At 51.7% G+C, this 13,932-nt stretch carries 15 protein-coding genes; 8 read left to right on the top strand and 7 right to left on the bottom strand.

Annotated features, from left to right (window positions below; genetic code table 11):
- Positions 1-86 precede the first annotated feature (86 nt).
- Positions 87-1,157: a catabolic alanine racemase DadX gene (gene dadX, locus KQJ19_RS00805; protein ID WP_103928301.1), complete on the bottom strand. Its 1,071-nt coding sequence runs from the start codon at positions 1,155-1,157 to the stop codon at positions 87-89.
- A 12-nt stretch (positions 1,158-1,169) separates the two neighbouring features.
- The gene (locus tag KQJ19_RS00800) at positions 1,170-2,468 is read right to left on the bottom strand and encodes a D-amino acid dehydrogenase (protein ID WP_016153369.1); all 1,299 of its coding nucleotides are present in this window, start codon (positions 2,466-2,468) and stop codon (positions 1,170-1,172) included.
- Positions 2,469-2,790: 322 nt separating this feature from the next.
- On the opposite strand from KQJ19_RS00800, the gene KQJ19_RS00795 reads away from it, so the two are divergent.
- Positions 2,791-4,323, top strand: coding sequence for a SpoVR family protein (locus tag KQJ19_RS00795; RefSeq protein ID WP_003833557.1), 1,533 nt, complete (start codon positions 2,791-2,793; stop codon positions 4,321-4,323).
- Between the two features lie 75 nt (positions 4,324-4,398).
- On the opposite strand, the gene fadR is transcribed toward KQJ19_RS00795, so the two are convergent.
- Positions 4,399-5,118, bottom strand: coding sequence for a fatty acid metabolism transcriptional regulator FadR (gene fadR / locus KQJ19_RS00790; protein WP_016153370.1), 720 nt, complete (start codon positions 5,116-5,118; stop codon positions 4,399-4,401).
- A 236-nt stretch (positions 5,119-5,354) separates the two neighbouring features.
- Here fadR and nhaB point away from each other — a divergent pair, with 236 nt between their 5' ends.
- From nhaB to KQJ19_RS00775, 3 genes are all read left to right on the top strand, one after another.
- A complete protein-coding gene (gene nhaB / locus KQJ19_RS00785) occupies positions 5,355-6,899 on the top strand; it encodes a Na(+)/H(+) antiporter NhaB (RefSeq protein ID WP_049282153.1) in 1,545 nt (514 codons plus the stop codon).
- Positions 6,900-7,040: 141 nt separating this feature from the next.
- Complete coding sequence (gene dsbB, locus KQJ19_RS00780; protein WP_049282152.1) at positions 7,041-7,571, top strand: disulfide bond formation protein DsbB; 531 nt, start codon at positions 7,041-7,043, stop codon at positions 7,569-7,571.
- A 110-nt stretch (positions 7,572-7,681) separates the two neighbouring features.
- The gene (locus KQJ19_RS00775) at positions 7,682-8,023 is read left to right on the top strand and encodes a DUF1971 domain-containing protein (RefSeq protein ID WP_016153372.1); all 342 of its coding nucleotides are present in this window, start codon (positions 7,682-7,684) and stop codon (positions 8,021-8,023) included.
- Positions 8,024-8,052: 29 nt separating this feature from the next.
- On the opposite strand, the gene KQJ19_RS00770 is transcribed toward KQJ19_RS00775, so the two are convergent.
- From KQJ19_RS00770 to KQJ19_RS00760, 3 genes are all read right to left on the bottom strand, one after another.
- Positions 8,053-8,499, bottom strand: a complete 447-nt coding sequence (locus KQJ19_RS00770) for a YcgN family cysteine cluster protein (RefSeq protein ID WP_016153373.1) — start codon at positions 8,497-8,499, stop codon at positions 8,053-8,055.
- Positions 8,500-8,591: 92 nt separating this feature from the next.
- Entirely contained in the window at positions 8,592-9,251 is a 660-nt protein-coding gene (locus KQJ19_RS00765; protein WP_016156786.1) for a fumarylacetoacetate hydrolase family protein, read from the bottom strand.
- 69 nt (positions 9,252-9,320) lie between these two features.
- Positions 9,321-9,614, bottom strand: coding sequence for a YcgL domain-containing protein (locus KQJ19_RS00760; protein WP_016153375.1), 294 nt, complete (start codon positions 9,612-9,614; stop codon positions 9,321-9,323).
- A 126-nt stretch (positions 9,615-9,740) separates the two neighbouring features.
- On the opposite strand from KQJ19_RS00760, the gene minC reads away from it, so the two are divergent.
- From minC to minE, 3 genes are read left to right on the top strand one after another with little or no spacing between them, the layout of a single operon-like run.
- The gene (minC, locus tag KQJ19_RS00755; protein WP_049282151.1) at positions 9,741-10,448 is read left to right on the top strand and encodes a septum site-determining protein MinC; all 708 of its coding nucleotides are present in this window, start codon (positions 9,741-9,743) and stop codon (positions 10,446-10,448) included.
- A gap of 23 nt (positions 10,449-10,471) precedes the next feature.
- Complete coding sequence (minD, locus tag KQJ19_RS00750) at positions 10,472-11,284, top strand: septum site-determining protein MinD (protein ID WP_003020956.1); 813 nt, start codon at positions 10,472-10,474, stop codon at positions 11,282-11,284.
- A gap of 3 nt (positions 11,285-11,287) precedes the next feature.
- Positions 11,288-11,554 (top strand): cell division topological specificity factor MinE, encoded by a 267-nt coding sequence (minE, locus tag KQJ19_RS00745; RefSeq protein WP_001185666.1) that lies wholly within the window; start codon positions 11,288-11,290, stop codon positions 11,552-11,554.
- An 86-nt stretch (positions 11,555-11,640) separates the two neighbouring features.
- On the opposite strand, the gene KQJ19_RS00740 is transcribed toward minE, so the two are convergent.
- Positions 11,641-12,558 (bottom strand): LysR family transcriptional regulator, encoded by a 918-nt coding sequence (locus KQJ19_RS00740; protein ID WP_016153377.1) that lies wholly within the window; start codon positions 12,556-12,558, stop codon positions 11,641-11,643.
- Positions 12,559-12,661: 103 nt separating this feature from the next.
- Here KQJ19_RS00740 and KQJ19_RS00735 point away from each other — a divergent pair, with 103 nt between their 5' ends.
- On the top strand, positions 12,662-13,744 hold the full coding sequence (locus KQJ19_RS00735; protein ID WP_016153378.1) for a tartrate dehydrogenase: 1,083 nt from the start codon (positions 12,662-12,664) through the stop codon (positions 13,742-13,744).
- Positions 13,745-13,932 lie beyond the last annotated feature (188 nt).

Genomic DNA, 13,932 nt, shown 5'->3' with positions numbered 1-13,932 from the left:
AGCGCCTTGCCCGGTTTGCGCTCTGCGTCGCATAAACGGTGTAGTCGGATGAAACACATCAGCGTCGACATCCGGTTTCAGATACGTTACACCGTCACAACCGGCACGCGCAGCGCCAGAGAACACATCAACTCGTAGCCCACCGTACCCGCTGCGCTGGCCACATCGTCAATTTTAATCTCTTTGCCCCACAGCTCTACCGGCGTCCCGATCCCCGCCTGCGGACACGGTGTCAGATCTACCGCCAGCATATCCATTGAGACCGTCCCTACCGTTGTAGTGCGTACGCCGTCCACCAGCACCGGCGTTCCGCTTGGCGCATGGCGCGGGTAACCGTCTGCATACCCGGTCGCCACAATGCCAATGCGCTGCTCGCCGCTGGCGGTATAGCGTCCCCCGTAGCCCACCCGATCTCCAGCTTTCAGCGTCTGTATGCCGATTATCTCGCTGCTCAGGGTCATGACCGGTTTCAGGCCGGTATTGGCGATGTCCCGCCACTGTCCCGAAGGTGACGCGCCATACAAAATAATGCCCGGCCGCACCCAATCATAATGTGCTTCAGGGTGCCACAGCGTGGCGGCCGAATTGGACAGTGACCGTCTGCACTCCAGCCCTTCTGTCGCCTGTGCAATACGCGCCATGGCCTCCTGGATACCTTCCGGGTGCTCCGCATCTGCAAAGTGGGACATCAGCGTCATTTCACCGACGTTGGGCATTGCCCGCAGCTGTTGCCAGACCGTTGATACTCTTTCCGGTAAGAAACCCAGTCGGTTCATGCCGCTGTTCACCTTCAGGTAAACATCCAGCGGCGCGTTGAGGCGCGCATTCTGCAGCGCTTTTAATTGCCAGTTACTGTGTACACAGGTGGTCAGACGATATTTGTCATACACCACCAGGTCTTCGGCGTGGAAAAATCCCTCCAGCATGAGTATCGGGCCTTTCCACCCGCGCTCACGCAGGGTTATCGCTTCTTCAAGATTGAGCATGGCAAAACCGTCGGTTGTGCCCAGCGCATTCCAGACACGTTCAATGCCGTGTCCGTATGCATTGGCTTTCACCACCGACCAGACGCGGGCGTCCGGCGCGGCCTGGCGGGTAATGGTCAGGTTTTGTTTCAACGCCTGCAGGTCAATGCTGGCCAGTATCGGGCGAGTCATCTCACGTCCTTATCAGTTATGTGCGCCATGTAAATGCCGTGGACGAGATGGGGTAAACCCCGGGCTGTAACGCGCCACGCTCAGATCGTCGTAAGGAATGGCTGGTGTGCGGCCAGACAGAATGTCGCTCAGCAACTGACCCGAACCGCAGGCCATGGTCCAGCCCAGCGTGCCGTGGCCGGTATTAAGCAGTAGATTCTTAAAGCGCGTTCGCCCGATCACTGGCGTACCGTCCGGCGTCATCGGACGCAGCCCGGTCCAGAAGGTTGCCTGCTCCACATGCCCACCGCGTGGGAAGAGATCGCGGACGACCATCTCCAGCGTCTCACGACGGGGTTGCAGCAATTCCGTATTGAAGCCGACAATCTCCGCCATGCCGCCAACGCGAATACGATTATCAAAGCGGGTAATGGCGATTTTGTAGGTTTCATCAAGGATCGTTGAAACCGGCGCGCCGTCATCTTGCGCCACCGGAATGGTCAATGAATAGCCTTTGAGCGGATAGACCGGAATATCAACGATCCCCTTCAGCATCGCCGTAGAGTACGAGCCGAATGCCATCACATAGGCATCGGCTTTGATTATCTCCTCGCCACACTGAACGCCATAAATCTGCTCACCATCGCTCAACAGCTTATCGACCGGAGTATTAAAGCGAAATTTCACACCCGCCTGCTCCGCCATCAGCGCCAGACGCTGTGTAAACAGCTGGCAGTCACCCGTTTCGTCATTCGGTAAACGCAGACCGCCGGTGAGCTTGTGTGCCACTTCCGCCAGCGCCGGTTCAACTTCCGCCAGACGGCTTGCTTCCAGGAGCTGATACGGCACGCCGGCGTCTTCGAGGACGGCAATGTCGCGGGTCGCGTTCTCATACTGTTGAGCGGTACGGAACAGTTGCAACGTTCCGCCCTGGCGTCCTTCGTACTCGATACCGGTAGAGGCGCGTAGCGCTTTCAGGCAATCACGGCTGTATTCCGCCAGTCGCACCATCCGGCCCTTGTTTTCCATGTAATGGCTGGTGTCGCAGTTGCGTAGCATCTGCCACATCCATTTCAACTGGAACTGCGTCCCGTCGAGGCGAACGGCCAGCGGCGCGTGGCGCTGAAACATCCATTTAATTGCTTTAAGCGGGACGCCTGGCGCCGCCCAGGGTGCTGCATAACCTGGAGAGATTTGCCCCGCGTTCGCCGCACTGGTTTCCAGTGCCGGACCGGGCTCACGATCAATGACGGTGACATCGTGTCCAGCCTGACTTAAGTACCAGGCGCTGGTCACGCCAACGACACCACTTCCCAGTATGACAACTCGCATAGCCACTCCGTTAACAGTAAAAGAACAATCATCTGATTACATCTTGATAACTCAGTTGAAAATATTATTCAACATATGGCTTTTTTATGGTGACTTATCTCACATATGGCGGTGATGGCGGGGAACTCCCTGCTTTGGTATCTCCTGCTGTGCGTTATTTTTATCCAGCATAAAATTTTGCGGCCATACCGTTTTTCGACGCCTCGCTAACAAGAAATCGCAAAGAAAAAATTTCAGCCGCAGCACGTTTTTTAACACCATGATCTATGCTTGAAATGAGGTACTCCAGACAGAGAGTGCCGCCAACAATGAGGGTGCGCGAATGGCTACGATTGATTCCATGAACAAGGACAGCACACGGTTAAGCGATGGACCCGACTGGACGTTTGATCTGCTGGATGTCTATCTGGCGGAAATAGACCGCGTGGCGAAACTCTACAGACTGGATACCTACCCGCACCAAATCGAGGTGATCACCTCCGAACAAATGATGGACGCTTACTCCAGCGTCGGGATGCCAATCAACTATCCGCACTGGTCGTTTGGTAAAAAATTTATTGAAACCGAGCGTTTGTATAAGCATGGTCAGCAGGGGCTGGCCTATGAGATTGTTATCAACTCCAATCCGTGTATCGCGTATCTGATGGAGGAGAACACCATCACCATGCAGGCGTTGGTGATGGCGCATGCCTGCTACGGACATAACTCCTTCTTTAAAAACAACTATTTGTTCCGTAGCTGGACGGATGCCAGCTCCATCGTTGATTACCTGATCTTCGCGCGAAACTATATTACCCAGTGTGAAGAGCGTTACGGCGTGGATGAAGTCGAAAAGCTCCTCGACTCCTGTCACGCGCTGATGAACTACGGCGTGGATCGTTACAAACGCCCGCAAAAAATCTCCCTACAGGAAGAGAAAGCCCGACAGAAAAGCCGTGAAGAGTATCTGCAAAGCCAGGTAAATATGTTGTGGCGTACGCTGCCGAAGAAAGAGGAAGAGAAAACCGTTGCGGAAGCCCGACGTTATCCTTCTGAACCGCAGGAGAATCTGCTGTATTTCATGGAGAAGAACGCCCCGCTGCTGGAATCCTGGCAACGCGAAGTGCTGCGCATTGTGCGCAAGGTCAGCCAGTATTTTTATCCGCAGAAACAGACGCAGGTGATGAACGAAGGGTGGGCCACTTTCTGGCATTACACCATCCTTAATCACCTTTATGACGAAGGTAAAGTCACCGAACGGTTTATGCTGGAGTTTTTACATAGCCATACCAACGTGGTATTCCAGCCGCCGTACAACAGCCCGTGGTATAGCGGCATAAACCCCTATGCCCTGGGTTTTGCCATGTTCCAGGATATTAAACGAATTTGTCAGTCGCCTACCGAAGAGGACAAATACTGGTTCCCGGATATAGCGGGTTCTGACTGGCTGGAAACCCTGCATTTCGCGATGCGCGATTTCAAAGATGAGAGCTTCATCAGCCAGTTTCTGTCACCGAAGGTTATGCGTGATTTTCGCCTGTTCACCGTGCTGGATGACGATCGTCATAATTATCTGGAGATTTCCGCGATTCACAACGAGGAAGGATATCGTGAGATCCGCAACAGGCTGTCGTCGCAATATAACCTGAGCAACCTTGAGCCGAATATTCAAATCTGGAATGTCGATCTGCGCGGCGACCGCTCGCTCACCTTGCGCTATATTCCGCATAACCGCGCTCCGCTGGATAAAGGACGCAAAGAGGTGCTCAAACATGTGCACCGGCTCTGGGGTTTTGACGTGATGCTGGAGCAGCAGAATGAAGACGGCAGTGTGGAACTGCTGGAGCGTTGCCCGCCGAGGATGAACGGTCTGTAAATCTTATTGCCGCATGGCGACGCGAAAACATCTTATCCGGCCTACAATGCATTTCGTAGGCCGGATAAGCTGCGATTAGCGCCCCTGAATAGCTAAATCGCCCGGCAGGTTTTTCTGCATACGATGCCAAATTTCGCCGCTGTCGTGACCATAGCGACGCACCGTTTCATATACCTGCTCATGAGCACCCTGATCACAAAGTTCTGATAGCTTACGGTAAAAGCTTAGCGCCAGCGCGCGGGCTTCCGGATTGGCGAAATAATGGCGGCCAATGCGGGTATATAATCCCTTCATTCCATTGAGGATCAAACCGTAAATCGGATTGCCAGAGGCAAATGCCAGACCGCGGAAAATGTTATAGTCCAGATCGGCGAACGCATCAGCATGGTCGGCCACCTGATTTGCCGTTGCCAGAACCTCCTGCGCTTTATCAGGATGCTGGCGAAACGCGGTACGAACAAAGATCGTCGAGATGTTGGTACGCACGGACAGCAGATTATCAATAAGCTGCGGCACGCTCTCGTGATCGAGACGCGCCAGCGTTTCAAGGATATTTAGCCCGGAGGTTTCCCAGAAGTTATTCACCTTCGTCGGCTTGCCGTGTTGAATGGTCAACCAGCCGTCCCGCGCCAGACGCTGTAATACCTCGCGTAACGTGGTACGTGTCACTCCAATCAGTTCAGAGAGTTCACGTTCAGCAGGCAAAATAGTGCCAGGTGGGAAGCGGTTATTCCAGATACTTTCAATGATGTACTCTTCCGCGAACCCAGCCGGGCTTTGCGCCTTAATGACCATAGTGATAATTCCATTACACAGCAAAACATAGTTACAGTTATCATACCAGACGGGCTACATGGCTGATAGCTGACGCAATGAAGAAAAAGTGGATCAAGGCTTCATTTTCCAGATTACGCTGAAGCACAGCCAGCCTTGTCCGTCGCGTGAATAGCTTGCCTGTACTCCCTCCTCCCGCTAAGCTTTGCGGTCAAACATAAAAACATGATTTCATTTTTAAAGGTAGGGAAATCACCATGGAGCTATCATGGGGCCGCGCTATGTGGCGCAATTTTTTAGGTCAATCACCTGACTGGTACAAACTTGCACTACTCGTATTCTTAGTCGTTAACCCGGTTATATTTTTCATCAATCCCTTTATTGCGGGCTGGCTGTTGGTAGCCGAGTTCATTTTTACGCTGGCGATGGCGTTAAAATGTTACCCGCTGCTACCAGGCGGGCTGCTAGCCATCGAGGCGGTCATCATCGGCATGACCAGCGCCACACATGTGCGTGAAGAGGTTGCCGCTAACCTTGAGGTGCTATTGCTGCTGATGTTTATGGTGGCTGGCATCTACTTTATGAAGCAGTTGCTGCTGTTTATTTTCACCCGCCTACTGCTTACGATTCGCTCCAAGATGCTGCTGTCGCTGGCATTTTGCGTTGCCGCCGCCTTCCTTTCTGCATTCCTGGATGCGCTGACCGTTGTTGCCGTGGTAATCAGCGTAGCGGTTGGTTTTTATGGTATCTACCATCGTTTCGCCTCTTCCCGCACGGAAGACAACAATATGCTCGATGACAGCCATATCGATCAGCACAATAAGGTCGTACTGGAGCAGTTCCGTGGTTTTCTGCGCAGCCTGATGATGCATGCGGGTGTCGGTACGGCGTTAGGCGGCGTAATGACTATGGTCGGCGAACCGCAAAACCTGATTATCGCCAAAGCGGCTGGCTGGCATTTTGGTGACTTTTTCCTACGCATGTCGCCAGTCACCGTCCCGGTGCTGATTTGCGGCCTGTTAACCTGCATGCTGGTTGAGAGATTGCGCTGGTTTGGCTATGGCGAAACGCTGCCGGAGACCGTCCGCGATGTCCTGCAACAGTTTGACGACCAAAGCCGACAGCAGCGTACTCGTCAGGAAAAAATCAAACTGATTGTCCAGGCGATTATCGGTATCTGGCTGGTGGTTGCCCTGGCCCTGCATCTGGCGGAAGTCGGATTAATCGGTCTGTCCGTCATTATCCTGGCCACGTCGTTGACCGGCGTTACTGACGAACACGCGATTGGTAAAGCGTTTACCGAGTCGCTGCCTTTCACCGCCCTGCTGACCGTGTTCTTCTCTATCGTTGCGGTGATTATCGATCAACAGCTCTTTTCACCGATTATTCAGTTTGTTTTGCAGTCCTCTGAACATGCTCAACTGACGCTGTTCTATCTCTTTAACGGCCTGCTGTCTTCTATCTCGGATAACGTGTTTGTCGGCACCATTTACATTAACGAAGCCAAAGCCGCGTTGGAACATGGGACCATCAGCCTTAACCAATTTGAGCTGTTAGCGGTGGCGATCAATACCGGGACTAACCTGCCTTCCGTTGCTACGCCAAACGGCCAGGCGGCATTCCTGTTCCTGCTGACCTCCGCGCTGGCACCATTGATTCGACTCTCTTATGGTCGCATGGTGTGGATGGCTCTGCCTTATACTCTCGTCCTGACGCTGGTTGGTCTGCTTTGCGTCGAGTTCACGCTTGTTCCGGTGACTGAGTGGATGACCCAAGCGGGCTGGTTAGCTACACTTTCATAACAATTTACCGGGCAAATCACTGCCCGGTTTGACTTTTTGCATGATAATTATCCGATTACTCAAATTTTCAATTCCTGCTAGTGGCGCATAAATTGAATTGGTTTAAACTGCGCTCTCTACGCATGTTGCAGGGAAATTATTATGTTGCGATTTTTAAACCAGTGCTCCCGAGGTCGTGGTGCATGGTTATTGTTGGCGTTAACCGCCTTTGCGCTGGAGCTTGTCGCGCTGTGGTTCCAGCACGTCATGCTGCTAAAACCTTGCGTGTTGTGTATTTACGAACGTAGCGCATTATTTGGCGTGATGGGCGCGGGGCTGGTGGGGGCTATCGCACCAAAAACGCCGCTGCGCTATGTGGCGATGATTATCTGGATTTACAGTGCCTGGCGCGGACTGCAGTTAGCGTATGAGCACACCATGATTCAGTTGCACCCATCACCGTTTATGACCTGTGATTTTGCCGCACGCTTCCCGAGCTGGCTACCGCTGGACAAATGGCTGCCGCAGGTGTTTTTAGCATCCGGTGACTGTGCTGAACGCCAGTGGTCTTTTTTAACCCTGGAAATGCCACAGTGGCTGTTGGGGATCTTCGCCGCTTACCTGGTGGTCGCCGTGCTGGTAGTCCTAGCACAGCCGTTTAAACCGAAAAAACGTGACCTCTTCGGTCGCTAACAGAGACGCTCCTTCGGGAGCGTTTTTTTTGCCTTAAATTCATTGCCTGCTGGCATCTATAAGATGTATATTAAATACATCTTATAGATGCCACACCAAGGAGATGTCTGATGTCCCATTTACGCATCCCGGCAAACTGGAAAGTAAAACGCTCTACTCCCTTCTTTACCAAAGACAACGTCCCGGCAGCACTTCTTTCTCACCATAACACCGCAGCAGGCGTGTTTGGACAGCTCTGCGTGATGGAAGGTACGGTAACGTATTATGGCTTTGCCAATGAAGACGCAAAAGAACCTGAAGTGAAAGTGGTGATTAATGCCGGTCAGTTCGCGACCAGCCCACCGCAGTACTGGCATCGCGTTGAATTAAGCGACGATGCGCAATTCAACATTAACTTCTGGGTGGAAGATGACAACCACTCCGATGAGATGTATCAGGCGAAAAAGTCTTAACCCTTAACGCCTGCTAATCGATGGGCGGCTCAGTCCGCCCATGAAGGTTTGTTCAGGATATGATCCTGCCAGTCACGCACTTCCGACTCTTTCACCGCAATATGACGAACTGAGATACGTTCACCGTGCATCGCCGCTTTTGATCCTGTCAGCAACGGGTGCCACTCCGGTAGCCCTTTTCCTTCTGCGAGCAGACGATAGGCGCAGGTCATCGGCAACCATTCAAAAGTCGGCAGATTATCACGCGTCAGTTTGATGCAGTCAGGCTCGTACTCGAATCGACGTTCGTAATTACGACACTGGCAGGTTTTAATGTTGAGCTGACGACAGGCGACGTTGGTAAAGTAGATTTCGTCTGTGTCTTCATCCATCAGCTTATGCAGGCAGCATTGACCGCACCCATCACATAATGACTCCCACTCGGCATCGGTCATTTCATCAAGGGTTTTACTTTGCCAGAAAGGTATGTCGCTCATCAGGGTTTCCGCTATTGCAATAAAGCTGCACCTTATAACCAGTCTGGCACGCTGATGCAAGTTTTGCCGCCCGAAAAGGCGGCAAGCAGAGATTACAGCACGCGGGTTGTTAGCGTTTGACCGTGAAAACTGATGGCCAGTTCGTCGCCGCTGCTTAAAGGTCCCACGCCTGCTGGCGTTCCCGTTAACACCACATCGCCCGCTTTGAGGGTAAAGAAACGGCTCATATAAGCAATCAAGGGAACGATGTGATGGATCATGTCCGCCGTGGAGCCGTGCTGGCGTGTTTCACCGTTGACCGTTAATCCAAGCATCGTATCCTGCGGATCGCCATTAAATTCCGCCACCGGAATAAATCCAGACAGCGGGCAAGAGTTATCAAAACCCTTCGCTTTTTCCCATGGCTGCCCCGCCTTCTTCATTTTGCCCTGAATATCTCGCAGGGTCAGATCCAGCGCGACACCATAACCGGCGATGGCTTTACGCACATGATCTTCTGTCGCTTGCCGCAGGGTCGCGCCAATCAGCACAGCCAGCTCAACTTCATGGTGGACAGACCCCATATCAGATGGGATCACCAGCGGCTGGCGCAAATCGCACAGCGCGGTTTCCGGTTTAATAAACAGAACCGGTTCTTCCGGGGTAGTTCCACCCATCTCTTTAATATGGTTAGCATAGTTACTCCCTACGCAAACCACCTTACTCACCGGATAATCCAGCAGAGCACCATGCCAGTTGTGATGTTGATACATTACTTTCCCCTAACGTAGTCATAGATTTCAGGTACTGCATCGATGGAACGTGCTGCTGCCGGATGCAGTTTAACGTTTAGCGTCTGGTGTATTTTGTTTTGCCGCTGCCAGATGCTGTTTAAGTAAATCTTCTGGCGGCGGGGGTATTTGTAAATAATAGCCCTGCTCGGTCAGGGCCTGTTTTACTTTTTCAAGATCGGCATTAACTAATTTTTTACGCCCATCAAGCGGTAACATCATTGCCAGCGTCGGCTGACCAAATCCTCTCATCAGTTCTTCAGGAACGCGCGAGAAATCGTCTTTTTTTTCGACATATAAATAGGTCTGGTCACGTTTGCTGCTTCGGTAGATCACACAAAACATATCTTTTACTCTGAATTCACGGAATGGTGGCTTGCCTCAATATAATACTGACTATAACATGCCTTATAGTCTTCGGAATATCACCCCGCGCTGGGGATGATAAATAGCAAATTGAGTAAGGCCAGGATGTCAAACACGCCAATCGAGCTTAAAGGCAGTAGCTTCACCTTATCAGTGGTTCATTTACATGAAGCAGAACCCGAGGTTATTCGTCAGGCGTTGGAAGACAAAATCGCGCAGGCACCGGCTTTTTTAAAACATGCTCCCGTGGTGGTTAACGTGAGTGGTCTTGAAAGCCCGGTAAACTGGTCAGCGCTGCAGAAAGTTGTCGCGTCTACCGGATTGCGCATTATTGGCGTTAGCGGATGCAAAGACGCCAGACTAAAGGCAGAAATCGACGAAATGGGTCTTCCTTTACTGACTGAAGGTAAAGAAAAAGCTATTCGTCCTGCGCCTGTTGAGGTCCCGGCTCCCGTCGCTTTGCCGCAAAACGTTACTCCCATCACAAAAACACGATTAATAAATGTGCCGGTTCGTTCCGGTCAGCGCATTTATGCTCCACAATGTGATCTGATTGTTACAAGCCACGTCAGTGCGGGCGCAGAGCTTATCGCTGATGGCAATATTCATGTTTATGGAATGATGAGAGGCCGTGCGCTGGCAGGTGCAAGCGGCGATCGTGAAGCGCAAATTTTTTGTACCCATCTGACGGCAGAACTGGTGTCTATCGCAGGTGTTTATTGGCTGAGTGATAAAATCCCAGCAGAATTTTATGGCAAAGCGGCCCGTCTGCAATTAGCAGAGAACGCTTTGACAGTTCAACCGTTGAATTGATCCCTTTTTAACAAGGAATTTCTATGGCACGCATTATTGTTGTTACTTCGGGTAAAGGGGGCGTTGGCAAAACCACCTCCAGCGCGGCCATCGCTACAGGTTTGGCCCAGAAGGGAAAGAAAACTGTCGTTATTGATTTTGATATCGGCCTGCGTAACCTCGATCTGATTATGGGTTGTGAACGCCGCGTCGTTTACGACTTCGTCAACGTTATTCAGGGCGATGCGTCGTTAAATCAGGCGTTAATCAAAGATAAGCGTACCGAAAATCTCTTTATTCTTCCGGCCTCACAGACTCGCGATAAAGACGCGCTGACGCGTGAAGGCGTCGCGAAAGTTCTGGACGACCTGAAAACGATGGAATTCGATTTCATCGTCTGCGACTCCCCGGCGGGTATTGAAACCGGCGCGCTGATGGCCCTGTATTTTGCCGATGAAGCGATTATCACCACTAACCCGGAAGTCTCCTCTGTACGTGACTCTGACCGTATTCTGGGTATTCTGGCGTCGAAATCTCGTCGTGCGGAAAACGGTGAAGATCCGATTAAAGAGCATTTGTTGCTGACGCGCTACAACCCTGGCCGCGTAAATAAAGGTGACATGCTGAGCATGGAAGACGTACTGGAAATTCTGCGAATCAAGCTGGTTGGCGTGATTCCTGAAGATCAGTCAGTCCTGCGCGCGTCTAACCAGGGTGAGCCGGTTATTCTCGACATCAATGCTGATGCCGGTAAAGCCTATGCTGATACCGTAGACCGTCTGTTGGGAGAAGAACGTCCTTTCCGCTTCATTGAAGAAGAGAAGAAAGGTTTCCTCAAACGCCTGTTCGGAGGATAAGTTATGGCATTACTGGATTTTTTTCTCTCGCGGAAAAAGAGCACAGCGAACATCGCTAAAGAGCGACTGCAGATTATTGTTGCGGAACGTCGTCGTAGTGACGCCGAGCCACATTATTTACCGCAACTGAGGAAAGATATTCTCGAGGTTATCTGCAAGTATGTACAAATTGATCCCGAAATGGTCACCGTACAGCTTGAACAAAAAGACGGCGATATTTCTATCCTCGAACTTAACGTGACATTACCTGAAGCTGAAGAGTCTAAATAACGGCTTTGCTCAGTGAGTTATAGTTGCAAAAAAGGCAGATTATTCTGCCTTTTTTATTTTCAGTTTCTTGCCAGGCTGTTGCGGATTTATTCCAAAGTAAACTTTGGATAGTTTTCGGCAAAATAGCGGCGCAAATACTCAACCGTAATACGGATTTTTGCCGACGTCGCCAGCCGAGAAACATAAACCGCCCATATATTTGCTGGTTGATAATACTCGGGTAATACGTGTACCAGATGTCCACCGGCAATGTTATCGCAAACGTCCCACCACGAACGCAGGGCAATTCCCTGCCCATCAAGACACCACTGATGTACCACTTCGCCATGATTAGACGACAGAGGCCCCGTAACTTTAATTGAGTGAGCGCCCTCTTTATTACGCATTTGCCAGATACCAAACGGATGGTCGCGCTCTTTGATAACCAGACAAGGAAAAGTGGAGAGATCGTTCAGTTGCTTCGGCGTCCCATGCTGCGCCACAAATTCCGGCGAGGCGCACAGAATACGGTAGTTAGTCGCCAGCTTGCGGGCGATCAGGTTTGGCGCGATATCATCCCCGATACGAATATCAAGATCGACGCCCTCATTCACCATATCCACCAGGCGGTCTTCAACATCGAACCTCAGTTCTAGCTGCGGGTACGCTTTTGCCAGCGCAGACAGCGCCGGAGCCACCACCCGACGGCCAAAGCCAAAGCTACTAATAATGCGTAGCATCCCCTGCGGGATCTGCCTGGCATCCGACAACTCGTCCATCATCTGATCGACATCCTGCAGGATCCGCTGCGCCCATTCGTAGATCCGCTCCCCCTCTTCCGTGATGGTTACACGCCGCGTTGTCCGGTGCAGCAGCACCACGTTCAGCGTCTGCTCCAGCAGGGCTACTCGCTTACTGATAAAAGCCGGTGATACACCCAGTTCCTCGGCAACGGCGGCAAATCCTGCCCGACGGGCAACCAGCATAAAGACGCGTAAATCATTTAGCAGCGGCAGATTATTCATGATCTGTGTTTTATGTTTCACCAGTTAGGGGGATTAACTATTAATCAGTCAATTATAGGATAAGGGGAAAGTCAATTTTGATGGCGTACAAGTGAGAGCTGCTATGAAGAAAACCTGTCGTATTGCCGCTATCCCCGGAGATGGCATTGGTAAAGAAGTGCTGCCTGAAGGCATTCATGTGTTACAGGCAGCCGCCGAGCGTTGGGGGTTGTCGCTCAGCTTTGAGCAAATGGAATGGGCCAGCTGCGAGTACTACACCCATCACGGCAAAATGATGCCGGATGACTGGCATGAGCAGTTGCAATCCTTTGATGCTATCTATTTTGGCGCCGTTGGCTGGCCGGACACCGTACCGGACCACATCTCTTTATGGGGCTCGCTGCTTAAGTTTCGCCGTGAATTCGACCAGTACGTCAACCTGCGTCCGGTACGCCTGTTTCCGGGAGTCCCTTGCCCACTGGCGGGCAAGCAGCCAGGCGACATTGATTTCTACGTCGTACGCGAGAACACCGAGGGAGAATACTCTTCTCTCGGCGGACGCGTGAGTGAAGGGACGGAACACGAGGTGGTTATCCAGGAGTCGGTCTTCACCCGTCGCGGCGTAGATCGTATATTGCGTTACGCCTTCGAGCTGGCGCAAAACCGCCCGCGCAAAACCCTGACCTCGGCGACCAAATCCAATGGTCTGGCCATCAGCATGCCTTACTGGGACGAGCGTGTTGAAGCAATGGCGGCTAACTATCCTGAGATCCGTTGGGATAAACAGCATATCGATATACTGTGCGCTCGCTTTGTGATGCAGCCGGAGCGCTTTGACGTTGTGGTTGCTTCCAACCTGTTCGGCGACATCCTCTCCGATCTGGGTCCGGCCTGTACCGGGACGATTGGCATCGCACCTTCTGCCAACTTAAACCCGGAACGCACCTTCCCGTCCCTGTTCGAGCCAGTACATGGTTCGGCCCCCGATATTTACGGAAAAAACATCGCCAACCCGATTGCCACTATCTGGGCTGGCGCCATGATGCTGGACTTCCTTGGTAAGGGTGATGCCAACTATAAGGCTGCCCACGATGGTATTCTGGCGGCAATTGAGCACGTTATTGCCAGTGGCCCGAAAACGCCGGATATGAAAGGCAGCGCCACCACGCAACAGGTGGGTGAGGCCATCTGTCAGGCACTACGTTAGAGGTCAAACCACGAAATATGAGCCGCGTCACTGACGCGGCTTTTTTATGCGTTTTGTGGAGCCAATAACCTGCGCCAATTCACCTTTTATTATTTCCGTTCCGTGTTTTATTGCTTCACGCATCGGGCAATTGTTTAATTCATGTAAAGAACAAATAATAAAATTGTTAAATACAAAGTAACTCATTC

The sequence above is a fragment of the Citrobacter sp. S46_ASV_140 genome, assembly GCF_018919545.1.
Lineage (GTDB): Bacteria > Pseudomonadota > Gammaproteobacteria > Enterobacterales > Enterobacteriaceae > Citrobacter > Citrobacter braakii.
The sequence above is the reverse complement of the archived record's forward strand: the minus strand, read 5'-3'. Positions and strand labels throughout refer to the sequence as shown.